We start from the raw sequence: 22,832 nt of genomic DNA on the forward strand, positions 1-22,832 counted from the left end.
GGGAAGCTCCCCTGCCCGGCCCTGGACTTCGTCTCAGGTCTTCCACTGAGCAGACCCTCGGTGCCGCCGGCGGTGTGAACGGGCTCACTGCTCCTTGATCAGTGGGGCGTAGGCGGCGCGGGTGAGCGGGTCGGCGGACAGCGAACCGTCGGCCCGGGGCACACCGAGCGGTCTGCCGTCGCGCAGGAAGGCCACTGTGGTGACGTCGTCGCGGCTGGTCAGGGTGCAGACGATCTGCCCGAAGGCGAGGACCTCGTCGCTGCGGCCGGCGTCGACGGCCGGCGCGTCCACCGCGACGAGAGCCTGCGTGCCGGTCACCGTCACACCAGCGGCGTTGACCGCTCCCGGCAGCGCGCTGGTCAGGTCGCTGTCACGTTCCTCCCCGGTGGGTCCGGCGAGCAGATGCCGCAGTTGGTCAGCCATGCTCGGCACACTGTCGACGCGCCGGACCACGGGGATGATCCAGTTGTCGCGTACGAGGCAGAGGGTTTCGACGACGTGGCCGGCCGGTGCGGTGGCGTCGGCGGGAACGGAGCTGTGGAACGGCCCACGCGGTGGCTGCACCGTTCGGGGGCCGTCGTCGGTGGGGATGCCGCAACCGGTCAACAGCAGGACGAGTGCCAACGGGGCGAGACGGCGTCGGTTCACGGCAGGCTGCCCGGAAGCGCGACCCGGAAGCGTGCGCCGCCCCCGGGGCGGTCGACGACGGTGGCGTGCCCCTCGTGCGCTGCGGCGTGCTGGGCCACCAGCGCGAGCCCGAGCCCCGTGCCGTCACCTGCGCCACGGGTGTGGGCGGCCCGACCCCGAACGAAACGGTCGAAGATCGCCTCACGATCCTCCACGGGCACGCCCGGGCCATCGTCGTCGACCTCGATGACGCCGGTGTCACCGTCGCGGCAGAGGCGGACGGCTGCGGGGCCGGCGCCGTAGGTCACGGCGTTGTCGAGCAGGTTCGCCAGGACCTGGGCGATCCGCCGCCGCTCGACGTGCCAGGTCGGGGGGACGTCCGGTGCCAGGTGGACGAGGCTGACCGGCAGGTCGTACGCGTGGCAGGCCTCTTCGGCCAGCTCCACCACGTCCACCGTGGCACGGTGTGCGGGCTGGTCGCTGCGAGCCAGGTCGATCAGGTCGTTGACCAGTCGCTGGAAACGGTCGATCTCGTCGGCGACGAGCCCGGCGGCAGTCGCCGTCCGGTCGTCCTGGTGTTCCCGACGACGGGCCAGGACGCTGGCCGCCGCGGCGAGGGTCTGCAGCGGTGAGCGCAGTTCGTGGCTGACGTCGGCGGCGAAGCGGCGGTCCCGTTCGATGCGGCGGGCGAGCTGGTCGACCATCTGGTTGAACGAGGAGGAGAGGCGGGTCAGGTCGGGGTCGGTGGCCGGGTCCAGCCGGGCGGTGAAGTCACCGGCGGCGATCTTCTGGGCAGCGTCGGCGACCGCCGTCAGCGGCCGTAGTCCGTGTCGGGTGGCGTACCACCCGAGGGCGGCACCGGACCCGGCGACCAGCACCGCGACGGTGGTCAACGCCAGCGCCAGGACCTGGAACGTCTGCTCCAACTCACGCATCGAGTTGACCTCGAAATATGCCGCCGACGAGGACAGCGGCACCCCCACCACCAGGGCGGGTTGCCCGGCGACGCGTACGCGCTGCACCGCCGGCTCCCCGGCGGCGACGATTCGACGCAACTCGGCGGGGATGGCGGCGGTGGTGTCCGGGTCCGCTGTGCGCGCGTACCACTCGCCGTTGAGGTGCAGCACCGGCCGCCGGCTCCCGCCGGTGTCCAGCGACCGGAGCACCTCCACCACGTCCGGACTGTCCGTGTCGAGCCCGGCGTGCACCACCGCGGCGTCGAAGTAGGCGGCCCGTAGTGCGATGCGTTCCCGGTCGTCGAGCAGGGACTGCCGGGTCAGTTCGTAGGAGACCAGGGCCATCGACGCGGAGAGCAGGAGCGCGCCGACCGCGAACGCGGCTGCCACCCGGGTACGCAGTCCGAGGCGTCTCATCGTTGCAGCTTGTAGCCCAGACCCCGCAGGGTCACCAGGTGCCGGGGGTTCGCCGGGTCCGGCTCGATCTTCTGCCGCAGTCGGCCGACGTGCACGTCGACCAGCCGTTCGTCCCCGCTGTCGTACCCCCAGACCCGTTGCAGCAGCTGCTGACGGGACAGCACCCGGCCGGCGTGCTCGGCCAGCTCGCAGAGCAGGCGGAACTCGGTGCGGGTGACGGTGACCTGCTGACCGGCGCGGCGCACCTCCCCCGCCTCCGGACTGATCTCCAACTCTCCGAAGGCCACGGCCGGCACCGGATCCGGCGTCGACGCCGCCGCCAGCGGTCGGGCGCGCCGACGCAGGGCTCGCAGTCGGGCGGTCAGCTCCCTGATCGCCACGGGTTTGACGACGTAGTCGTCGGCGCCGGCTTCGAGAGCGGCCACGATGTCGTCGGTTCCGTCCCGGGCGCTGACGACCACGATCGGAACGTCGTCGTCACGGCGCAGTTGTCGGATGCACTCGAAGCCGTCGAGGCCGGGGAGCATCAGGTCGACGAGCACGTAGTCGGCCGGGTGGTGACGCTGGGCGCGCAGGCCCTCCTCCGCGGTAGCCGCCCCGAGGGCGTCGTAGCCCTCGTCCTCCAGTGCGAGCAGCAGCGCGAGCCGGATGCGGTCGTCGTCCTCGATCACCAGTACGGCCGTCATGCCGGAATCATCCTCGGCGGCCCGCCGAGCGGCCAACCGTGCTGCCCAGCTCGCGGTTTTGTCACACAACTGTCACAGAGCCTTGCAGCTATCGCCAACCCCGCCCGTAACGGTGGTGGTGGACCGAAGGGCTGACGGAGAGGGGCACGGCCATGACAACGCCGGTGATGCCGACGCGGTACACACTGCCGCTGGTCGAGGTGCGCGTCACCGAACTCGACCTGGCCTGCCTACCGGAGGTCGGTGCGATGTTCGATCGGCTGCTCAGCCTGCGCCCCGCGCAGGTCGTGCTCGACCTCTCCGACTGCCGACACCTCGACGCCGCCGCCATCGGCCTGCTCCTCGACCTGCACCGGAGACTGGCTCGCGCCGACGCGGTCCTCACCGTGCGCAACCCGAACCCTCGGGTCCGCCGCATCCTGCACATCGCCCGCCTCGACCAGGTGCTGTCGATCGTCACCGGCCCGGGCCGGGCGATGCGGACCGCGCCAGCCCAGGGCGTAGGAAGGACCCCAGCATGACCGTCGTCCCGGACGAGTACCTGATGACCCTGATCTGCGACACCTGTGGCGAGACCATCCGCGGCACCGCGTGCGTGCTACCCGACGCCGAGGTCGTCTGGACCCTGGTGGCAGAGCACGGCTGGAGCGGCTCTCCGTTCGCCACCGGGCCGCACCGCTGCCCGCACTGCAGCCTGCTGCCACCCCCGCGCCGCGGGCCGGGCTCGTGCGACGACCACGGTCCCGGAGGCATCCTCGGCATCGACCACCTCGACGACGTCACCGTCATCGCCGCGACGGGCGACATCGACCTCGACACCGGCGACACGCTGCGCACGGCACTGCGGCACGTGGCCGAGGTGGGCGGGCACGTGGTCGTCGACCTGAGCCGTGTGCACATCATCGACTCGACCGGGCTCGGTCTTCTCGTCCGCGCACACCGCGACGCGCGGGAACGCGGGGTCACGCTCTGCCTCGCCGCGCCGTCGCGATTCATCCGCACCGTCCTGCACACCATGCGCCTGGACGGAGCGTTCCCGATCTTCGAGAGCCTCGACGACGCCGTCGGCCAGTTGTCCGACGACGCCACGCGACGCCAGCACGTGGCCGGCTGACCGCGCGCATGCTCCGGCGAGGAGGGGCGGAAGGGCCGCGTGGCCCGGTGGCGAGCATCGCTCATGCTGGAGTGGTGATTCGTTTCGTACTGAACGTGCTGTGGCTCATCTTCGGCGGTGGCATCGTGCTGGCGGTCGGGTACGGCGTCGCCGCACTGATCTGCTTCGTCCTGGTCGTGACGATCCCGTTCGGGGTCGCGTCGCTCCGCCTCGCCGTCTATTCGCTGTGGCCCTTCGGCCGCACCCTGGTGCCGAAGCCCGGCGCGGGCGTCGCCTCCGGTCTGGCGAACATCCTCTGGCTGGTGCTGGCGGGCTGGTGGCTCGCGCTGTCCCACATCGTCGCCGGGGTCGCCCTCTGCGTGACGATCATCGGGATTCCGTTCGGCATCGCCAACTTCAAGCTCGTGCCGGCGGCGTTCTGGCCCCTCGGCCGCGAGGTCGTGGACACGCCCTGAGCTTGGAAAATGGGGACACCTGGCCCCCTGCCACTTCTAACATATAGCGCACTGGGGGGCTTGCGGCAAGACCCGGTCCGTGCCGCAAAATCGTCGGCCGAGGCCAGAATCTGCCGAATTGGAAGTTCCCATTTGAATTCCTTGCCCACCTCCGTGTTCGATCTCTCCGATCACCTCTCCCCCAAGGCCGACCCGGCGCTGATCGGCCGCGACGAGCAGCATTTCGCGACGATGGCGGAGAGCCTTGATCAGCTGAACGCCGAGCTGTCCGAGCGCCTTGCCGCCGAGCGCAGGGCGCCCGGCGGCAAGGGCCGGCAGGCGATGGACCGGGACGAGGAGATCCGTCGGCTGACCGGCCGCCTGCGTGCGCTGAGTCGTTACGGTCTGGACCTGTGTCTCGGCCACGTGGTCGGTGCGGACAACCCCGAGCCCGTGTACGTCGGACGTCGCGGCCTCACAGACAGCGAGGGTCGGCGGTTGCTGCTCGACTGGCGCTCGCCCGCCGCCGAGCCGTTCTTCGGCGCGACCCACGCCAACCCGATGGGTCTGTCGAGCCGTCGCCGGTACCGGTGGACGCGCGGTCGGATCAGCGACTACTGGGATGAGGTCTTCACCCCGGACGGGTTCGTGGGGCACGCCGTCGCGCTCGACGACCAGTCCGCGTTCATCGCCAGCCTCGGCAGCGCCCGGTCGACCCGGATGCGGGACGTGCTCAGCACCATCCAGGCCGACCAGGACGCCATCATCCGAGCGGGATCGGCCGGGGCGCTCGTCGTGGACGGCGGTCCGGGCACCGGAAAGACCGTCGTCGCGCTGCACCGCACCGCCTACCTGCTCTATTCCGACCCTCGCCTGGGTCAGCGCCGGGGTGGCGTGCTCTTCGTCGGGCCGCACCAGCCCTACCTGGCCTATGTCGCTGACGTCCTGCCCAGCCTCGGCGAGGAGGACGTGCAGACCTGCACCCTGCGGAACCTCGTCGGCGAGGGCGCCGGGGCGACTGTCGAACCCGATCCGGACGTGGCCCGGTTGAAGTCCTCCGCGGAGCTGGTCGGTGCGATCGACGCCGCGGTCAGGTTTTACGAGGACCCACCGGTCAAACCGATGACGGTCACGACCGACGAGGCCGACATCTGGCTGGGTGCCGACGACTGGGCCGACGCGTTCCAGGCGCCCGGGCCGGGCACCCCGCACAACGAGGCGCGAGACGAGATCTGGGAGGAGTTGCTCACGATCCTCGTGGACAGGTACGACGGCGACGAGCCGGACGACGTGGTCCGCAGGTCGCTGCTGCGCAACAGGGAGCTGCGCGCGACCGTCAACCGCGCCTGGCCCCTGCTCGACGCCGCCGACATCGTGGGAGACCTGTGGTCGGTGCCCGCGTACCTGCGCACGTGTGCTCCCTGGCTCAGCCCGGCGGACGTCCGGAAGCTGCAGCGCGACGACGCCCGGGCCTGGACCGTGTCCGACCTGCCGCTCCTGGACGCGGCACGGCGGCGCCTCGGTGACGCGTCGGAGCGTCCGCGTCGGCACGACCCCGCCGCCGCCGTCGAACGCGAGCACCGGGCCCGGGTCGTCGACGAACTGCTCGCGGCCGACGCCTACGACGACGGCGAGGGCCTGCTGACGATGCTGCGCCAGCCGGACCTGCGCGACGCCCTGGCCGACGAGTCCGCGCTCCCCGCCGCCGATCCGGATCTGCTGGCCGGCCCGTTCGCCCACATCGTCGTGGACGAGGCCCAGGAGCTGACCGACGCCGAGTGGCAGATGCTGCTGGCCCGCTGCCCGTCGCACAGCTTCACCATCGTCGGGGACCGCGCCCAGGCCCGGCACGGGTTCACCGAGTCGTGGCAGGAACGCCTGGAGCGCATCGGGCTCGACCGGATCACGCTGGCCACCCTGAGCATCAACTACCGGACCCCGGAGGAGGTCATGGCGGAGGCCGAGCCGGTCATCCGGGCTGTGCTCCCCGACGCCAACGTGCCGACCTCCATCCGCAGCAACGGGCTGCCCGTCGTCCACGGATCGGCCGCCGAGCTGGGCGCGATCCTCGACGCCTGGCTCGGCGAGCACGCCGACGGGACCGCCTGCGTGATCGGCGATCCGACGTTCCCACCGACGTCCCGCGTCCGGTCGCTGAGCCCGGAGCAGGCCAAGGGTCTCGAGTTCGACCTGGTCGTCCTGGTCGACCCGGAGGCGTTCGGCACGGGCATCGAGGGGGCGGTCGACCGCTACGTCGCGATGACCCGGGCGACCCAGCAACTCGTGATCCTGACGAGTTCCTGACGGCACGAGCTGTCTCCGCGAGGCCACCCACGTGGTGGCCCCGCGGAGACGTCACTCAATGAACCGCTGCGGTCCCGCTAGTTGCCGAGCGTGACGTGCAGGATCCGCTCGTTGCTGTTGTTCGGGGTGCTGTCCTTGTCACCGGTGTTGGTGGTGGTCAGCCAGAGCCCTCCGTCGGGAGCCGGCTCCACCGTCCGCAACCGACCGTAGGTGCCGCTGAAGTACGTCTGCACGTTCGTCAGACTGCTGCCGCTGATCACCGCGCGGTACATTCGGGCACCACGCGCGCAGGCCACGTAGAGCGCGTCCCGCACGATCGTGATGCCCGAGCACGACCCTTCGGCGGTGGGATAGGTACGCGCCGGCGCGATGAACCCGGCGGTGCCGCACGTGCCGCTGGTGCCCTCGCACGCCGGCCAGCCGTAGTTGCCGCCCCGGGTGATCAGGTTGGTCTCATCCATGACCGAGTTGCCGAACTCCTGCTCCCACAGCCGGCCCTGCGAGTCGAACGCCAGCCCCTGCGGATTGCGGTGGCCGTAGCTCCACACGTAGTTGCCGAACGGGTTGTCGGAGGGAACGGTGCCGTCCGGGTTGAGGCGCAGGATCTTGCCTTCGAGGGCCGCCCGGTCCTGTGCGTAGTTGCCGTTCTGCGCGTCACCCGTGCTGGCGTACAACTTGCCGTCCGGGCCGAACCGTAGGCGCCCACCGTCGTGGTATTTGTTGCGCCGGATGCCGCTGACCAGCACCTGCTCGCTGGCCGTGTTGAGTCGCCCGTTCTCCAACCTGATCCGCACGATCCGGTTGTCGCTGGGCGAGGTGTGCATGATGTACAACCAGCGGTCGCTGCTGTAGCTGGCCGAGATGGCGAGCCCGAGCAGGCCGCCCTCACCGTCGGTGCTCTGCACGTTCGGCACCGTGCCCAGGTTGGTCTTGGCGCCGGTGGTGGGGTTGAGCTGGATGATGTCGTGCGCGTCGCGGCGGTTGTAGAGCACGTTGCCGTCCGGAAGCGTCACCAGCCCCCACGGGATGTCGGTGTCGGTGGTGACCTGGCGCACCCCGCACACCGGGTTGCCGCACGCCGCGCCGGTCGTCACTGTCGTCGTGCCGCTGCGCGAGGAGGCGTTGTCCTGGGCGTCCCGCGCCACCACGTAGTACTGGTACGCGGTGTTCGCGGCCAGCCCGCTGTCGGTGAACGTGGTCGCCGGCGGCGCGCCGGTGACCGTGCCGACCTTCACGCCGGCGCGGTGGATGTCGTACGCCCGGACCCCGATGTTGTCGCTCGACGCGGTCCACCGCAGTGTCACGGTGGTGCCCGACGCGGTGCCGGTGAGCTGTTGTGGCGCGGTCGGTGGCTGGGTGTCGGCCTGGCAGGGCGGCGGCGTGATCGAGACCGTGGTGCTCGCCTGGGACACGTTGCCGGCGGCGTCGCGGGCGTTGACGTACAGGCCCCAGGTCGCGCCGGCGACCACCGTGAGGGTGGTGGACAGCGTCGTGCCGCTCACCGATTTCATCAGCTGGCCGTCGTGGTAGACGTCGTAGAAGGCGACAGCGACGTTGTCCGTCGAGGCGTTCCACGCGAAGGTCACCGAGTTGCAGGTCAGGCCACTCACCCGCGGGCTGCCCGGCGCCGTGGGCGGCTGGCTGTCGCTGCTGCCCAGGGCAGTCGTCCACCGTTGGTTGGTCTGCCCGTTGCAGGTCCAGAGACCGACAGTGGTGCTGTTGGCGGTGCCCGCGCCGGTCACGTCCAGGCACAGGCCGGACTGGACGCCGACGATGGTCCCGTTGGTGTTGATCCGAAAGCGCTGGTTGGCACCACCGTTGCAGCCGTTGATCTGCAGTGCGGCCGGCGCGGTGGTGTCCTGGCCGACCACGTCGAGACACATCGTCTCGTTGTAGACCCGCAGCTCACCGGCGGAGGTGAGGCTCCACGCCTGGTTGGCCTGACCGTTGCAGTCGTAGATGTTGATGCCGGCGCCGGCGGTCCGCACGTTGCCGACCACGTCCAGGCACCGGCCGCTGGCCACGCCGACCACCGTCGACGGTGCCGCTGCGGCGGCCGGCACGCCGACGGCCACGGTCAGCAGCGTCACCGCCGCCATCACCGCCGGCAACAGCCGCCGTCGTGGTTTGGTTCGCGCGATGACTCGCATCCGTCCTCCAGGATCAGGGCGTGGACGGGGCCACCCGGACGACCGAGCACTCGACCACACCCAACGATAGACATCGACTATCGAAGATGCATTCGTCGCACAAGTCAAACGATGTCACTCGATCGGGGGCAAACCCGCAGAACGGCGTACGGTTCGCTCAGCCGCCCCCCGTCTCCACCAACGCCTGGCTCGACGGACTGCTGCCGGCCGCGCTCGACCGCACCGGCATCGCGGGGGCCACGGTCGCCGTCGTGGGCGACGGCAGGATCATCACAACCCGGGGGTACGGCTACGCCGACACCGGTGACGGTGGCGACGGCGCCGTGCCGGTCGACCCGGACCGGCATCTCCGCGGCAGCGGCACCCCGGGCGGGCCATGGCCAAGATCGGCGTACGGGACCGGTTGCAGACCGTGGTGTGGGCGTACCAGAACGCGGTGATCCGCCGCTGACAGCCGCGCCGAGGCAGGCGTGGCTGTCAGCGGCGCCCCCGGAGAGGTCAGGTGCGGGAGGTGTCCCAGGCGCCGCACGTGACCTGGTTGAACACGCCGTAGCGGGTGCAGACCCGGATGGTGATCCACCGCTTCTCCGCCACGTCCTCGTTGCAGCCGATCCGACCGCCGATGTTGTCACCGCAGATCCCGGTCCGGCCGTAGTCGGTGTACCACTCGGCGTAGGAGGCGTAGAAGCCCGGGTAGGGGTCGTAGGTGTAGTGGGTGAGGGTGATGTAGTCCCCGCTGCTCTGGAAGTTGACCGACCCGTAGGCGTTGCTGGAGAAGGCATCGGCGCTCGCCGGCGCCGCCGTCCCCGTCAGGAGCGCCGCGACCATCGCACCCGAGATGGCCAACATTCTGAGCACCTTCATTGATCTCTCCCTGCCGTCGACTGCGCGGTGGAGCCCTCGGCTCCGACTACAGCCTGAGCGGCGGCCGAGTCGGGCGGAACCGCTTCGAACAGTCCCGAACAATCCCGTACAGACGGCGCTACCTTCACCCGGCAGACCGAACGCCCGGCGTCGACAGTGGACGGCCTCGGAGTACGATCCCGGTCACACCGCAGAGGTGATCTCCCGCCGACGACCCCTCGATAGGAGCCTGGCATGGCCGGCCCGGACGCCGAACTCACCGCGAAGCTTCAGCCCGACGTGCCGCACGCGGCCCGGATCTGGAACTACTGGATGGGCGGCAAGGACAACTTCCAGTCCGACCGGGCGGCCGGCGACGCGGTCGCCGAGGTCTACCCGGAGATCGTCCTCATGGCGCAGCAGTCGCGCCTGTTCCTGGTGCGGGCCGTGCGTTACCTGGCGGCCGAGGCGGGCATCCGGCAGTTCCTGGACATCGGCACCGGCCTGCCCACCATGCAGAACACGCACGCGGTCGCCCAGGGGGTCGCGCCCGACTCGCGGATCGTCTACGTGGACAACGACCCGATGGTGCTGGTGCACGCGCGGGCGCTGCTGGCGAGCACGACGTCCGAGGGTGTCACCACCTACGTACCCGCCGACTACCACGACCCGGAGAGGATCCTCGCCGAGGCGGCGCAGACGCTCGACTTCGACCAGCCCGTCGCGGTGATGTTCATGGGTGTGATGGGCTACGAGCCCGACCTCTCCGTGGTGCGCTCGATCGTCGAGCGGACCATGGACGCGATACCCTCCGGCAGCTACCTCGTGCTCTGGGACGGCACCAACACCAGCCCGGCTGTCGTCTCCGGTGCGGAGCGACTGGCACAGAGCGGCGGCGTCCCGTACATCCTGCGCAGCCCGGCGGACCTGGACAGTTGCTTCTCCGGCCTGTCGAAGGTGGAGCCGGGCCTGGTGCCGATCCCCCTGTGGCGACCGGACGAGCCCGACGTCACCGCGATCGACGCCTACGGCGCGGTGGCCCGTAAACCCTGACCGACAGCACGCCGCCCCGCTCGCGCCAGCACGGCGGGAGCGGGGCGGACGTCGTTTACCGGGCGCAGGCCATCGTCAACCCGTCGGGCACCGCGCTGGTCGTCACCAGCATTCCGAACGTCGTCACGGCGTCCAACGCCAGCGTCCCGTTGTACGAGGCGTTGCGGACCGTGACGTCGACACCGGCGGCCTCCGCCACGCCACCCCAGACGGTCTGGACGCGCTCGTCACCGGACCACCGCCAGGAGACGCGCCACCCGTCCAGTGGCTCCGTCCCGGTGTTGCGGACCGTGACCGTGGCGACGAAGCCGTTGCCCCAACGGGCGTCGATCGTGGCCGTGGCGCGGCAGGAAGCAAGGGGGGATGTCCGCGCCGATGAGAACGCGTACGGGTCCCGCCGGCCCTCGACGTCGGTCAACCGGTACCAGTACTCCGTGTCCGGGGTCAGCCGGTCGACGGTGACCGAGCCGTTGCGCTCCGGCCCGGAGACGGCCACGGCAACCGGCGTCCGCCACTGTTGGGCGTCCTCACGGCTGGCGAAGAGGCTGACGGTCATCGGCGGGTCGTAGCCGCAGGGTGGGCGGAGGAAGATCGAGTACGAGATGGTGACGCTGGTGGTGGTGACCCCGGCGACGTTGGCGGTGATCGGCAACACGGGCGGGCAGGTGAGCGTCGGCGAGGGCGTCGGCGTGGCCGTGGGCGTGGGCTCTGTGGTGCCGCTCGCCCCGCCCCAGACGGCGAGCGCCACGGTCGTGACGGCGAGGAACATGCGAAGCATCGGTACCTCCGGTGGTTGCCGGGCACCGCTGACCGAGGGGGTAGCCGGTGCCGTGCTCAGGATCCGGTCGCCGACGAGGACTGCCCGGCACGGGTGAACTGGCCACCGCGTGCGTCCCGTGGACCGGAGAAGGTGTGGTGCGCGCTGGCTCCCGAGCACGACCGAACCACATCATGGCAGTCGACAATCATCGATACAAGGCCGTTGGGGATGGCCTCACCGGGGCGACGCGGCGACCCGCACCCGGTCGCTCTCCTTGTCGGAGAGGAACAGCGCCAGTGCCTGCCCCTGCTCGGCGACGGCGGTGCGGTCGGCCCGGGAGAAGCCGGTCAACGGGTTGACGGTCACCGTGCCCGCCTCGACGCTCCAGGTCGCGGCGACCCGGCCGTCGACCAGCACCACGCGCTCACCGGCCACGGACAGGCCGCGGTGGGCGTCGTCGATGATCCGGCTGCGGTCGTCGTAGCCGAGGATCGCGTTGTCGAACGCCGGGAGGAAGCGCACCGGAGCGGGTGTCTCGGGGTCGGGGCGTGGTGCGTCGGCGAGGTCGATCAACTTTCGGCCACGCTCGTCGCGGAAGGTGATCAGCTCGTCGCGCATCGCGGCCACTGCGGCCGGCAGCCCGGCGAGGCCGGACCAGGCGCGCACGTCGGCCGTGGCGGCCGGCCCGAACGCGGCCAGATAGCGCCGTACGAGGATCTGGCCGACGGGATCGGCGTCGTCCGGCGTCGGCGGGTGGACCTCCCGACCCAGCCACGCGGAGAGCAGGGCGTGTCGGGCGCCGCCCTTCATCCGCCACACTCCGCGTGGCGGCAGTTGGGTCAGCGGGACGAGGGCCATCGCCATCTCGCCCAGGGCCTGCGGGCCCGGTGTCGGCCAGTGCTCGCCGAGCGCTCGCCCGATCTCGGGCATCGAGCGCGGCTCACCGTCGGCCAGCAGCGCCCGCGCCGCCGCGGCGAGCTCGTCGAGGCCAACCCCGTCCAACTCGCCGCGGTAGACCCCGAGCACCCGCTGGCACAGCATGGCCTGGTGCCGGGATCGCCAGGCCAGCGCGTCGTCGGCGACGAGCAGGTGCACGGTGCGGCGCATGAGATGGGTACGCACCACCTGTCGCTGGGTCAGCAGGGTCGAGAGCACCGCGGGGTCGAAGGTGCGCAGCCGCGACCAGAGCCCGACGAAGGGTTCCTGCGGTTCCTGCGCCTGCAGGCCGCCGAGGTGCGCGACGGCGTCGAGGACCGGCAGGTCGGCGCGATCGAGCAGCAACTGCCGGGCGAGCGTCGCGCGGTTGAGCGCCCGCGGGTCGAGAACGGTCACCTCCTCATTGTCAGGCCCGGGGTGACAGTCACTGACGACGCGGCCGGTCGACGGGGCGGGTCACCGGGAACGAGCCGTACGTGACGCCCGGCGCGAGCCTCCCGGTCGAGGTGAAGGTGATCCGGGTGCCCGCCTGGGCTACCGTGGCGGTCGCGGGCTGCGGGGACACCAAAAACTTTTGTTCACTTCCTACAACTGAGAGACGGTTGGTTCGGTGGTTGCGCCATAGCGCTGGCAGCCGCCAGCCGGAAAGGTGATCACTGCTGGGAGCCGTCGTCTCGCGGCACGCAGTTCAAGGTCTAGCTAAGGGGTCAGTCGGGTGTTCAACCGTGTCGCCATCGTCAACCGTGGTGAAGCCGCCATGCGGCTCATCCACGCGGTCCGCGAGTTGGCCGCGGAGACCGGCAACCAGATCGAAACCGTCGCTCTCTACACCGACGTCGACCGCACCGCCACCTTCGTCCGCGAAGCGGACATCGCCTACGATCTCGGTCCCGCGTCTGCCCGCCCGTACCTCAATCTGGCGGTGCTGGAGCGCGCCCTGACGGAGACCGGGGCCGACGCCGCCTGGGTCGGCTGGGGTTTCGTCGCCGAGGATCCCGCGTTCGCGGAGCTGTGCGAGAAGATCGGCGTCACCTTCGTCGGGCCGAGCCCGGACGCCATGCGCCAGCTCGGCGACAAGATCGGCTCCAAGCTGATCGCCGAGGAGGTCGGCGTGCCGGTCGCGCCGTGGAGCCGCGGCGCCGTCGAGACCCTGGACGCCGCCCGCGCCTCGGCAGCCAAGATCGGCTACCCGCTGATGCTGAAGGCGACAGCGGGCGGCGGCGGGCGCGGCATCCGCGTGGTCCGCACCGAGGCCGAGCTGGTCGACGCGTACGAGCGGACCAGTCAGGAGGCCGCGCGGGCATTCGGCAGCGGCATCGTGTTCCTGGAACGCCTGGTCACCGGGGCCCGGCACGTCGAGGTCCAGGTGATCGCCGACGGGCAGGGCACCGCATGGGCGCTCGGGGTGCGCGACTGCTCGGTGCAGCGACGCAACCAGAAGGTCATTGAGGAGTCGGCGTCGCCGGTGCTCGACCCGGCGCAGACCGCCGAGCTCAAGACGTCGGCCGAGCGGCTGGCCATCGCGGTCGGCTACCGCGGCGCGGCGACCGTCGAGTTCCTGTACCACCCCGGCGACCGGCTGTTCGCGTTCCTGGAGGTCAACACCCGCCTCCAGGTCGAGCACCCGATCACCGAGTTGACCACCGGGTTCGATCTGGTCAAGGCGCAGCTGCACGTCGCCTCCGGTGGGCGGCTCGACGGCGAGCCGCCGATGGAGCGCGGGCACGCCATCGAGGCCCGCCTGAACGCCGAGGATCCCGACCGCGACTTCGCGCCGTCGCCGGGGCGGATCGCGCGGCTGGACCTGCCCAGCGGCCCCGGCATCCGGGTGGACACCGGCGTCAGCGAGGGCGACACCATCCCGGCCGACTTCGACTCGATGATCGCGAAGATCATCGCGTACGGCCGCAACCGCGACGAGGCGCTCGGCAAGCTGCGTCGGGCGATGGCGAACACCACGGTGATCATCGAGGGTGGCGCGACGAACAAGAGCTTCGTGCTCGACCTGCTCGACCAGCCCGAGGTGATCGACGCCAGCGCCGACACCGGCTGGATCGACCGCGTCCGCGGTGAGGGCCGACTCGTCACGCACCGCCACTCCGCGGTCGCCCTGGCGGCCGCCGCCATCGAGTCGTACGAGGAGGAGGAGCGCGCCGAGCGGCAGCGGCTGCTGTCGACGGCGTCCGGTGGGCGCCCGCAGGTGCAGCACGCCAGCGGCCGACCGCTGGACCTCAAGCTGCGCGGTGTCGGCTACCGCACCCGCGTGGCACGGGTCGGCCCACACCGGTTCCGGGTCGGCATCGAGGCGGGCACCGTCGTCCGCACCGCCGACGTCGAACTCGACCGGTTCGACCGGCACACCGGCCAGATCGTCGTCAACGGCATCCGGTACCGCCTGCTCACCGGCACGTACGGGCCGACCCACCTGGTCGAGGTGGACGGTGTGACGCACCGGGTCAGCCGCGACGAGGGCGGCGTCCTGCGCTCCCCGATGCCGGCACTCGTCGTCGCCACACCGATGGAGGTCGGCGCCGAGGTCGAGGCGGGCGCTCCGGTGCTGGTGCTCGAAGCGATGAAGATGGAGACGGTGCTGCGTGCGCCGTTCAGGGCGCGTCTCAAGGAGTGCGCCGTCTCGGTGGGCAGCCAGGTCGAGGCGGGCGCGCCGCTGCTGCGCCTGGAGCCGCTCGCGGACGACGCCGAGGAGACCACGGACGACCCGACCGCCGAGACCGTCGAACTGGACCTGCCGACCGCCTACGAGACCGTTCCGGCGGAGGAGCGGGGCAGGCGCGGTCAGGAGGACCTGCGGGGTCTGCTGCTCGGCTTCGACGTCGACCCGCACGACGACCGCCGGGTGCTCGACGGCTACCTCGCCGCGCGGCGGGAGGCCGCCGAGGCCGGTCACCGGCCACTGGCCGCGGAACTCGACCTCATCGAGGTGTTCGCCGACCTCACCGAACTGAGCCGCAACCGGCCGACGGGTGAGGACGGCGGCGCCGCGCACGTGCACAGCGCGCGGGAGTACTTCCACACCTACCTGCAGAGCCTCGACGTCGAGCGGGCCGGGCTGCCGGACGCCTTCCAGACCAGGCTCGCCAAGGCACTCGGCCGTTACGGCGTCACCGACCTGGAGCGCTCCCCCGCCCTCGAAGCCGCCGTCTTCCGGATCTTCCTCGCCCAGCAGCGCGCGTCCGCCGACGCCACGGTCATCGCGACCCTGCTGCGCGCCTGGCTGCGGGAGACCCCGCCGGACGAGAGTTTGCGCGAGCCCGCCGGTCTGGCGCTGGAGCGGCTGATCGCCGCGACGCAGGTCCGCTTCCCCGTGGTCGCCGACCTCGCCCGCGGCGTGGTGTTCGCCTGGTTCGCCCAGCCGCTGCTGCGCCGCAACCGCGCCCGGGTCTACGCCGAGGTCCGTGGGCACCTGCGGCACCTGGACGCGCACCCGGACGCGGCGGACCGCGCCGAGCGCATCGCCGAGATGGTACGCAGCACCGAGCCACTGGTCCGGCTGCTCGGCCAGCGGCTCGTCCGCGACCACCTCGACAACGCGGTCATGCTGGAGGTGCTGACCCGCCGGTACTACGGCAACAGGGCCCTCACCAGCGTGCGTACCCAGGAGGCCGCGGGCTGCACGTTCGTGGTCGCCGAGCGCGCCGATTCGAGCGTGGTCTCCGCCGCGGTGAGCTTCGACGCGTTGGGCGGCGCGCTGCGCGGGCTGGCCGAGCTGGCCGGCGACGAGGACTCCGTCGACGCCGACATCTACCTCGGCTGGGAGAACCAGCCGGAGGACTTCGACGCGATGGCGGCGGCGCTGGCCGAGGTCATCGCCGCGCACCCGCTGCCGCCTCAGGTCCGCCGGGTCACCACCACCGTCGCGGGTCGCGGCGGAGCGGTGATGCACCACCACTTCACCTTCCGGCCGTCGGGCACCCAGCTGACCGAGGACCGGCTGATCCGCGGCCTGCACCCGTACATCGCGCAGCGGATGCAGTTGGAGCGTCTGCACAAGTTCGACCTGACCCGGCTGCCGTCGTCGGACGAGGAGGTCTACCTCTTCCAGTGCGTGGCGCGCGAAAACCGGTCGGACGAGCGCCTCGTGGCGTTCGCGCAGGTGCGTGACCTGACCGAGCTTCGCGAGCAGGACGGCCGACTGGTCGCGCTGCCGACGACCGAGGACGCCATCGCCGCCTGCCTCGACTCGATCCGCCGCGCCCAGTCGCTGCGGCCGTCGAAGACGCGCTTCAACACCAACCGGATCGTGGTCTACGTCTGGCCGCCGAGCGAACTCACCCGCGAGGAGATGGAAATGATCGCCGGGCGCGTGCGCCCGACGACCGCGGGGGCCGGGCTGGAGGAGATCCTGTTCATCGCCCGCCAGCGCGACCGCCGGACCGGCGAGCTGACCAAGATCGCCGTACGGATCTCGTTCGACGCCGCGGGCGGCGCGGAGCTGGCCGTCGGCGAGCCGCCGGTCGAGGCGATCGAGCCGCTCGACGAGTACCGGCTCAAGGTGTTGCGCGCGAGCAGCCGCAACACGGTGTACCCGTACGAGCTGACCGGCCGGCTCGGTGACTTCGTCGAGCACGACCTCGACGACGACCACGCGCTGCAGCCGGTGGACCGGCCGCGGGGGCGCAACAGCGCCGCGATCGTCGCCGGGGTGGTCACGACGCCGACCGAGCGCTACCCGCAGGGCGTCACCCGGGTGGTGCTGCTCGGCGACCCGACGAAGTCGCTGGGTGCCCTGTCCGAGCCGGAGTGCCGGCGCGTGATCGCCGCCCTGGACCTGGCGGAGCGGATGCACGTGCCGCTGGAGTGGTGGGCGCTGTCCGCCGGCGCCCGGATCTCGATGACGTCGGGCACGGAGAACATGGACTGGGTGGCCGCGGCGCTCAAGCGGATCGTCGAGTTCACCCAGGCCGGCGGTGAGATCAACATCGTGGTCGCGGGCATCAACGTCGGCGCGCAGCCGTACTGGAACGCCGAGGCGACGATGCTCATGCACACCAAGGGCATCCTGGTGATGACCCCGGACTCGGCGATGGTGCTCACCGGCAAGCAGTCGCTGGACTTCTCCGGTGGCGTGTCGGCCGAGGACAACTTCGGCATCGGTGGCTACGACCGGGTCATGGGCCCGAACGGGCAGGCACAGTACTGGGCGCCGAACCTGACGGCCGCCCGGGACGTGGTGATGGCGCACTACGACCACACGTACGTCGCGCCCGGCGAGGACGCACCCCGACGGGCGGTCACCACCGACCCGACCGACCGCGACATCTCCGACTTCCCGCACGACGTGGCGGGCAGCGCCTTCGCCACCGTCGGGGAGATCTTCTCCGTCGAGGCCAACCCGGACCGCAAGAAGCCGTTCGACATCCGTACGGTGATGCGGGCCCTCTCCGACCAGGACCACCCGGTGCTGGAGCGCTGGGCGGGCATGGCCGACGCGGACACCGCGGTCGTGCAGGACATCCACCTCGGTGGCATCCCGGTCTGCCTGCTCGGCATCGAGTCCCGGTCGGTGCCGCGGCACGGCTTCCCGCCCACCGACGGTCCGGACACCTACACGGCGGGCACGCTGTTCCCCCGCTCGTCGAAGAAGGCAGCGCGGGCCATCAACGCGGCCAGCGGCAACCGGCCCCTCGTCGTGCTGGCGAACCTGTCGGGCTTCGACGGCTCACCGGAGTCGATGCGCAAGCTGCAACTGGAGTACGGGGCCGAGATCGGCCGCGCGATCGTGAACTTCCGGGGGCCCATCGTCTTCTGCGTGATCTCGCGCTACCACGGCGGTGCGTTCGTGGTGTTCTCGAAGGCGCTGAACCCGAACATGACAGTGCTCGCGCTGGAGGGCTCGTTCGCCTCGGTGCTCGGTGGCGCGCCCGCCGCCGCTGTGGTGTTCGCCGCCGACGTCAACGCCCGTACGGCGGCAGACCCCCGCGTGCGGGACCTGGAAGCCCGCGTCGGTGCCGCGGCCGGCACCGAACGCGCCGCGCTGACCGCGGAACTCGACGAGCTGCGCTCGTCGGTGCGCGCGGAGAAGCTCGGCGAGGTGGCGACCGAGTTCGACCGGGTGCACAACATCCAGCGCGCCGTGCAGGTCGGCTCGGTGGATGCCGTCATCCGCGCCGCCGAGCTGCGTCCGCGCATCATCGAGGCCATCGAGGCCCGACTGGGGTGAGCGGACGGGATCGGGCGGGGTCCCAGCCTCAGCTGGTTCGCCGCGTACGGCTCTGGTCGCCCTCGGCCTGCCAGGCGACGACGAGGTCCTCCCGTGCCCGGGCGACCCGGGAGCGGATCGTGCCGATGGGGCACTGGCAGACGTCCGCGGCCTCGGCGTAGGAGAGGCCGAGCACGTGGGTGGCGACGAACGCCTCGCGACGCTCCCGGGTCAGGCCGGCGATCAACTGGTGCAGGGTCACGCCCTCGTCGGCTCCGGCGGCGATCGCGCCGGCTGACTCGGCCGCTGTCTGCCAGTCCGGCACCGACGCGATCCTCGGCCGGGCCACCGCCGTCCGGACGTGGTCGACGGCGACGCGCCGGGCGATCGTGAACACCCATGTCCGGGCCGACGAGCGGCCGGCGAAGCCGGGCAGGTTGCGGAACGCCCGCAGGAACGTCTCCTGGGTCAGGTCGTCAGCCTCACCCGGCCCGGCGAGGTGCGACAGGAACCGCCAGACCTGGTCCTGGAGGGCCCGGATGAACGCGGTGGCGGCCTGCCGGTCACCCCGGCCCGCCTCCTTCGCCCAGCGGGTCACCTGGTCGTCGTCAGCGACGCCGTCTCGCACGGACCACCGTCCTGTGTGCCACGGGCGCTCCTTCATGGCGAGGTGCCGTCGTCGGGACGCCGCCGGTCAGCCGCGCATCCTGGTTGTCGCTGGCCGGTCCGGAAAAGTTCCCGGGCGCCCCCATTCGGTCGACTTCCCGGTTGCGTACCGGCGGGCCGGGGGCCACGGCGGGACGGCGCGCGCCTCGCCGGCCGCTCAGCCCAGGACGGGCTGCTCCTCGATCTGCTCGGTGCTCCCGCGCCCCTGCGGCGGCACGGGGTCGGGCATGCGCCAGGACCGCCACAGCTGGCTGTAGCCGCCCCCGGCCGCCAGCAGCTCGGCGTGCGTGCCGTGCTCGGTGACACGCCCATGCTCCATCACGATGATGCGGTCGGCGGTGGCCGCCTGGCTCAGTCGGTGGGCGACGACCAGGGTGGTACGTCCCTCGGTGGCCGCCACGGCGGCGCGGTCGAGGTCACGCGCACCCGCGCTGCCCGCCTCCGCGGTGGCCTCGTCGAGGACCGCGACGGCGGGATCGGCGAGGACGAGGCGGGCCAGCGCGAGCTGCTGGGCCTGGGCAGCGGTGAGGTGCCGTCCACCCTCCCCCACCTCGGTGGCGAGGCCGTCCGGCAGGGTACGGAACCAGTGGGTGGCACCGACGAGGTCGAGGGCGGCGGTCAGCTCGTCGTCGGTGGCGTCCGGGTCGGCCAGCCGCAGGTCGTCGGCGAGCGGCCCGGCGAAGACGTGCACCTCCTGGCTGATGAGGGCGATCTCGCGGCGCAGCCGGTGCTCGCCGAGCTCGGCCAGCGGCACGCCGCGCAGGGTCACCGACCCGTGGGTGGGCGCGATGATGCCGGCGATGATCCCGGCGAGCGTGCTCTTGCCCGCGCCGCTGGCGCCCACGAGGGCGACGCGCTCGCCCGGTGCGAGTCGGAGGTCGACGTCGCGCAACACGACCGGCCCGGTGTCGTAGCGGTGCTGCGCGACGGTCACCTCCAGTGCCGCCGGTTCGGGCCGCGCCGGCCGGGCGGGCTCCGGGCCGGCCGGGGTCGCGGTGTCCGGCAGCGCGGTGACCCCGACGAGCCGGGCGAGACTGGCACCGGCCTGCAGCACGGAGTCAGATTCGAACAGCAGCAGGCCGATGGGGTTGAAGAGGCGGTGGAAGTAGAGCGCGGCGGTGGTGGCGGCTCCCACCGTGGCGAGGTCGTCGCGCACCAGCAGGAAGCCGGCGAGCAGCACAGCGGCCAGCCCCACGAACTCCGATCGGTTGATGCGCAGCCCGAACCGCGTGAACAGCCCGAAGATCTCCAGCGACAGGTCGCGGGCTACGCCGGAGCGCGCCGCGATCCGGGCGACGTGGGCGTCCTCCATCCGGTAGGCGCGCACGGTCGCCGCGCCGCGGAGCGCCTCGGCCGTCGCCTGCGCGCGTTCGCCAGTGGCCACCCGCTCGCGGGCGTAGTACGGGATCGACCGTTTGAGGTACCAGCGCAGCGCCAGCGCGTACGCCGGCGCGGCGACCAGCCCGGCGATGCCGAGCCGCCAGTCGAGGGCGAAGAGGCCCGCCGCGGTCAACACGACGGACAGCAGCGCGCCGAGGAAGGCCGGGCCGCTGGTGGCGATCACGTTCGTCACCACGGCCACGTCGTCGCCGGCGCGGGCCACCAGGTCCCCGGTGCCGGCTCGCTCCAGGGTGGCCGACGGCAGGTGCAGGGCGCGGTCGAGGACCCGCTCCCGGAGCCGGGCCAGCACCGTCTCGCCGAGGCGTGCGGCGACCGCGGCGCCGACCGCGGTGAGGATGCCCGCGAGCACCGCGGCACCCGCGATCACGCCCGCCCAGGTCACGATCTGCGACGTGTCGGAGCCGGCGATGACGTCGTCCACGAGGCGACCGAGCACCCAGGGGGCGACGAGCCCGGTCGCGGACGCGGCCACCAGCAACGTGCCGGCGACGGCGCTGAGCCCCGGCAGGCGGGCCAGCTCGGTGCGGAGGGTGGCCCAGGTCTGCCCGGCGGTGGCCGTCGGCAGCAGTTGCCGGGGCTCGGCCCCGGTCATGGTCGGCTCGGTCATCGCAGGATCTCTTCCCGGTAGCGGGCGTCGCTGGCGAGCAACTGCTCGTGCGGCCCCTCGGCGATGACCCGGCCCCGGTCGAGCACGACGACCCGGTGTGTGACCCGCAGCAACGCCGGGCTGGTGGTGATCAGCACCGTGCCGTGGGTGTCCGCTCCGCGGGCCGAGGCCAGCCCGTCGGCGAGCAGGCCCTCGGTCACCGCGTCGACCGCCGTGGTGGGGTTGTGCAGCACCAGCACCGGGGGGTCGGCGACGAGCGCCCGGGCCAGCCCGATCCGCTGCCGCTGCCCGCCGGACAGGTTCGCCCCCCGCTCGGTGAGCTGGCGGTCGAAGCCGTGCGGGTGCGCGGCGAGCACGTCCTCGGCCGCCGCGGCCCGCACCGCGGCACGCAGGACCGTGTCGTCGACCTGGGCGCCGGCGCTGAGGTTGGCGCGCAGGCTGCCCTCGAACAGCGCCACGTCATGCTGCTCCACCAGGACCACGGCGCGCAGGGCGTCGATGTGCAGCTCTTCGGCGGACACGCCGTCGACGTACAGCGTTCCCCGGCGCTCCGGTTGCGGCACCCGGCCGGCCAGCACCGCGACCAGCGCCTCGGCGTCGCTCGGGTCGTAGGCGAGCACGCCCAGGATCTCGCCGGCGCGGACGTGCAGGTTGACACTGTCGAGGCCCGCGTGACCGACCCCGTCGAGGGTCAGCCGGGACGGGGTCGGTGCGGGCGGCCCGGCGTCGCCCGGCGCCAGGACCGGTGCCGCGCCGAGGACCCGGGCGACCCGCCCCGCGGAGGCCCGGGCCATGGCGAACAGCTGTACGCAGTACCCGAGCGTCTGCACCGGCTCGGCGATGAACTGGGCCAGCCCGACGACGGCGACGAGTTCGCCGATGGTGAGCCGGCCCTGGAGCGCGAGCCAGCCCGCGACGCCGGCGACCGTCGCGAGGAACAGGCCGTTGACCATGGTGGTGAGCCCGAGGTGCAGGCCCTTGGTGGTGGCGGCACGCAGGGTGACGTCGAGCGCGTGGCGGCTGGCACCCGCGTACCGGCGCGCGGCGTGGTCCTGCGCGCCGATACCGCGCAGCACGCGCAGGCCGGTGACGAGGTCGACGGCGAGCGCGGTGGTGGCCGCGAGGGCCTCCTGCTGCGACGAGCTGCGCCGGGTGAGCAGCGGCGCCATCCGTTGCAGGGCGAGGACCAGCAGGGGTACGCCGAGGAGCACACCGAGCCCGAGCGGGACGTCGACGACGAGCAGCGCGACGGCCGCGACCACGATGGCGGTGAACGCGGCGGCGGTGAGCCCGGCGACCCGCACGACCAGCGCGGACAGTTCGGCGTCGGAGGCCGTGACGGACAGCAGCTCTCCGTCGCGCATGCCGGAGTGGTGTCCACGCGGGTCGAGGGCGCTCCGGGCGATCTCGACCCGCGTCGCGTGTGCCTCGTGCTCCACCGCGGCGTAGGCCATCCGCGCACCGGTCCGGTAGGCGAGGGCCAGGACGGTGAACAGGGCGGCCAGCCCGGCGAGTGAGAGCACCAGCGCGCGGACGTCACCGGTGGCGACCGCCCGGTCGATGACCACCCCGATGGCGACGGGGACGAGGGCTTCGGTGGCCTGGTGTGTGCACAGCAGCGCGATGCCGAGCAGCACCCGGCCACGCTGTCGGCGCAGCGCGCGACGAAGCACCACGCCACCGCTGATCTCGGCGACTGACATGCGAGGCGGACTCCGTTA

17 protein-coding genes are annotated in these 22,832 nt (G+C 72.0%); 6 read left to right on the plus strand and 11 right to left on the minus strand.

From position 1 onward, the window contains the following. Positions 1-84: 84 nt before the first annotated feature. Genes GA0070619_RS15940 through GA0070619_RS15950 form a run of 3 tightly spaced genes read right to left on the minus strand, consistent with a single transcriptional unit; the run spans position 85 to position 2,686 of the window. Positions 85-648: a GerMN domain-containing protein gene (locus GA0070619_RS15940; protein ID WP_088948807.1), complete on the minus strand. Its 564-nt coding sequence runs from the start codon at positions 646-648 to the stop codon at positions 85-87. Next, positions 645-2,000, minus strand: a complete 1,356-nt coding sequence (locus GA0070619_RS15945; RefSeq protein WP_088948808.1) for a sensor histidine kinase — start codon at positions 1,998-2,000, stop codon at positions 645-647. Before GA0070619_RS15945 ends, GA0070619_RS15940 begins: the two co-directional genes overlap by 4 nt. After that, positions 1,997-2,686 (minus strand): response regulator transcription factor, encoded by a 690-nt coding sequence (locus GA0070619_RS15950; RefSeq protein WP_088948809.1) that lies wholly within the window; start codon positions 2,684-2,686, stop codon positions 1,997-1,999. The genes GA0070619_RS15945 and GA0070619_RS15950 overlap by 4 nt, the downstream gene beginning before the upstream one ends. Positions 2,687-2,838: 152 nt before the next feature. Between GA0070619_RS15950 and GA0070619_RS15955 the strand changes: the two genes are divergently transcribed. From GA0070619_RS15955 to helR, 4 genes are all read left to right on the plus strand, one after another. Further along, a complete protein-coding gene (locus GA0070619_RS15955; RefSeq protein WP_088948810.1) occupies positions 2,839-3,207 on the plus strand; it encodes an STAS domain-containing protein in 369 nt (122 codons plus the stop codon). Continuing rightward, positions 3,204-3,800, plus strand: coding sequence for an STAS domain-containing protein (locus GA0070619_RS15960; RefSeq protein WP_088948811.1), 597 nt, complete (start codon positions 3,204-3,206; stop codon positions 3,798-3,800). Before GA0070619_RS15955 ends, GA0070619_RS15960 begins: the two co-directional genes overlap by 4 nt. 74 nt (positions 3,801-3,874) lie before the next feature. After that, complete coding sequence (locus GA0070619_RS15965) at positions 3,875-4,255, plus strand: YccF domain-containing protein (protein ID WP_197699536.1); 381 nt, start codon at positions 3,875-3,877, stop codon at positions 4,253-4,255. A 141-nt stretch (positions 4,256-4,396) separates the two neighbouring features. Further along, complete coding sequence (helR, locus tag GA0070619_RS15970) at positions 4,397-6,538, plus strand: RNA polymerase recycling motor ATPase HelR (RefSeq protein WP_197699537.1); 2,142 nt, start codon at positions 4,397-4,399, stop codon at positions 6,536-6,538. A gap of 77 nt (positions 6,539-6,615) precedes the next feature. Here helR and GA0070619_RS15975 read toward each other — a convergent pair whose 3' ends face one another. Next, positions 6,616-8,688: a PQQ-dependent sugar dehydrogenase gene (locus tag GA0070619_RS15975; RefSeq protein ID WP_088948814.1), complete on the minus strand. Its 2,073-nt coding sequence runs from the start codon at positions 8,686-8,688 to the stop codon at positions 6,616-6,618. Between the two features lie 498 nt (positions 8,689-9,186). Further along, complete coding sequence (locus GA0070619_RS15985; RefSeq protein WP_157744015.1) at positions 9,187-9,552, minus strand: hypothetical protein; 366 nt, start codon at positions 9,550-9,552, stop codon at positions 9,187-9,189. A gap of 234 nt (positions 9,553-9,786) precedes the next feature. Between GA0070619_RS15985 and GA0070619_RS15990 the strand changes: the two genes are divergently transcribed. Then, entirely contained in the window at positions 9,787-10,584 is a 798-nt protein-coding gene (locus GA0070619_RS15990; protein WP_088948817.1) for an SAM-dependent methyltransferase, read from the plus strand. 55 nt (positions 10,585-10,639) lie between these two features. Here the strand turns inward: GA0070619_RS15990 and GA0070619_RS15995 are convergent, their stop codons facing one another. From GA0070619_RS15995 to GA0070619_RS32410, 3 genes are all read right to left on the minus strand, one after another. Further along, the gene (locus tag GA0070619_RS15995; RefSeq protein ID WP_088948818.1) at positions 10,640-11,362 is read right to left on the minus strand and encodes a cellulose binding domain-containing protein; all 723 of its coding nucleotides are present in this window, start codon (positions 11,360-11,362) and stop codon (positions 10,640-10,642) included. Positions 11,363-11,578: 216 nt separating this feature from the next. After that, positions 11,579-12,676, minus strand: coding sequence for a winged helix DNA-binding domain-containing protein (locus GA0070619_RS16000; protein WP_088948819.1), 1,098 nt, complete (start codon positions 12,674-12,676; stop codon positions 11,579-11,581). Positions 12,677-12,704: 28 nt separating this feature from the next. Next, entirely contained in the window at positions 12,705-12,845 is a 141-nt protein-coding gene (locus GA0070619_RS32410) for a hypothetical protein (protein WP_157744016.1), read from the minus strand. 150 nt (positions 12,846-12,995) lie between these two features. On the opposite strand from GA0070619_RS32410, the gene GA0070619_RS16005 reads away from it, so the two are divergent. Further along, on the plus strand, positions 12,996-18,458 hold the full coding sequence (locus GA0070619_RS16005) for an ATP-binding protein (RefSeq protein WP_088948820.1): 5,463 nt from the start codon (positions 12,996-12,998) through the stop codon (positions 18,456-18,458). Positions 18,459-18,486: 28 nt separating this feature from the next. Here the strand turns inward: GA0070619_RS16005 and GA0070619_RS16010 are convergent, their stop codons facing one another. The 3 genes from GA0070619_RS16010 to GA0070619_RS16020 form a co-directional block, all read right to left on the minus strand. After that, positions 18,487-19,065 (minus strand): sigma-70 family RNA polymerase sigma factor, encoded by a 579-nt coding sequence (locus GA0070619_RS16010; protein WP_231927055.1) that lies wholly within the window; start codon positions 19,063-19,065, stop codon positions 18,487-18,489. Between the two features lie 195 nt (positions 19,066-19,260). Continuing rightward, positions 19,261-21,111 carry an ABC transporter ATP-binding protein gene (locus tag GA0070619_RS16015; RefSeq protein WP_231927056.1) on the minus strand — a complete coding sequence of 617 codons (1,851 nt, stop codon included), beginning with the start codon at positions 21,109-21,111 and terminating at the stop codon, positions 19,261-19,263. Then, entirely contained in the window at positions 21,108-22,814 is a 1,707-nt protein-coding gene (locus GA0070619_RS16020) for an ABC transporter transmembrane domain-containing protein (protein ID WP_088948822.1), read from the minus strand. Before GA0070619_RS16020 ends, GA0070619_RS16015 begins: the two co-directional genes overlap by 4 nt. Positions 22,815-22,832 lie beyond the last annotated feature (18 nt).

This window comes from Micromonospora zamorensis, from assembly GCF_900090275.1.
GTDB classification, from domain to species: domain Bacteria; phylum Actinomycetota; class Actinomycetes; order Mycobacteriales; family Micromonosporaceae; genus Micromonospora; species Micromonospora zamorensis.

Excerpts from the sequence above, each read along its gene's own strand:
- GA0070619_RS15945 (WP_088948808.1), bottom strand. The coding sequence starts at position 2,000 with ATGAGACGCCTCGGACTGCGTACCCGGGTGGCAGCCGCGTTCGCGGTC.
- GA0070619_RS15950 (WP_088948809.1), bottom strand. The coding sequence starts at position 2,686 with ATGACGGCCGTACTGGTGATCGAGGACGACGACCGCATCCGGCTCGCG.
- GA0070619_RS15955 (WP_088948810.1), top strand. The coding sequence starts at position 2,839 with ATGACAACGCCGGTGATGCCGACGCGGTACACACTGCCGCTGGTCGAG.
- GA0070619_RS15960 (WP_088948811.1), top strand. The coding sequence starts at position 3,204 with ATGACCGTCGTCCCGGACGAGTACCTGATGACCCTGATCTGCGACACC.
- GA0070619_RS15975 (WP_088948814.1), bottom strand. The coding sequence starts at position 8,688 with ATGCGAGTCATCGCGCGAACCAAACCACGACGGCGGCTGTTGCCGGCG.
- GA0070619_RS15985 (WP_157744015.1), bottom strand. The coding sequence starts at position 9,552 with ATGAAGGTGCTCAGAATGTTGGCCATCTCGGGTGCGATGGTCGCGGCG.
- GA0070619_RS15990 (WP_088948817.1), top strand. The coding sequence starts at position 9,787 with ATGGCCGGCCCGGACGCCGAACTCACCGCGAAGCTTCAGCCCGACGTG.
- GA0070619_RS15995 (WP_088948818.1), bottom strand. The coding sequence starts at position 11,362 with ATGCTTCGCATGTTCCTCGCCGTCACGACCGTGGCGCTCGCCGTCTGG.
- GA0070619_RS16015 (WP_231927056.1), bottom strand. The coding sequence starts at position 21,111 with ATGACCGAGCCGACCATGACCGGGGCCGAGCCCCGGCAACTGCTGCCG.
- GA0070619_RS16020 (WP_088948822.1), bottom strand. The coding sequence starts at position 22,814 with ATGTCAGTCGCCGAGATCAGCGGTGGCGTGGTGCTTCGTCGCGCGCTG.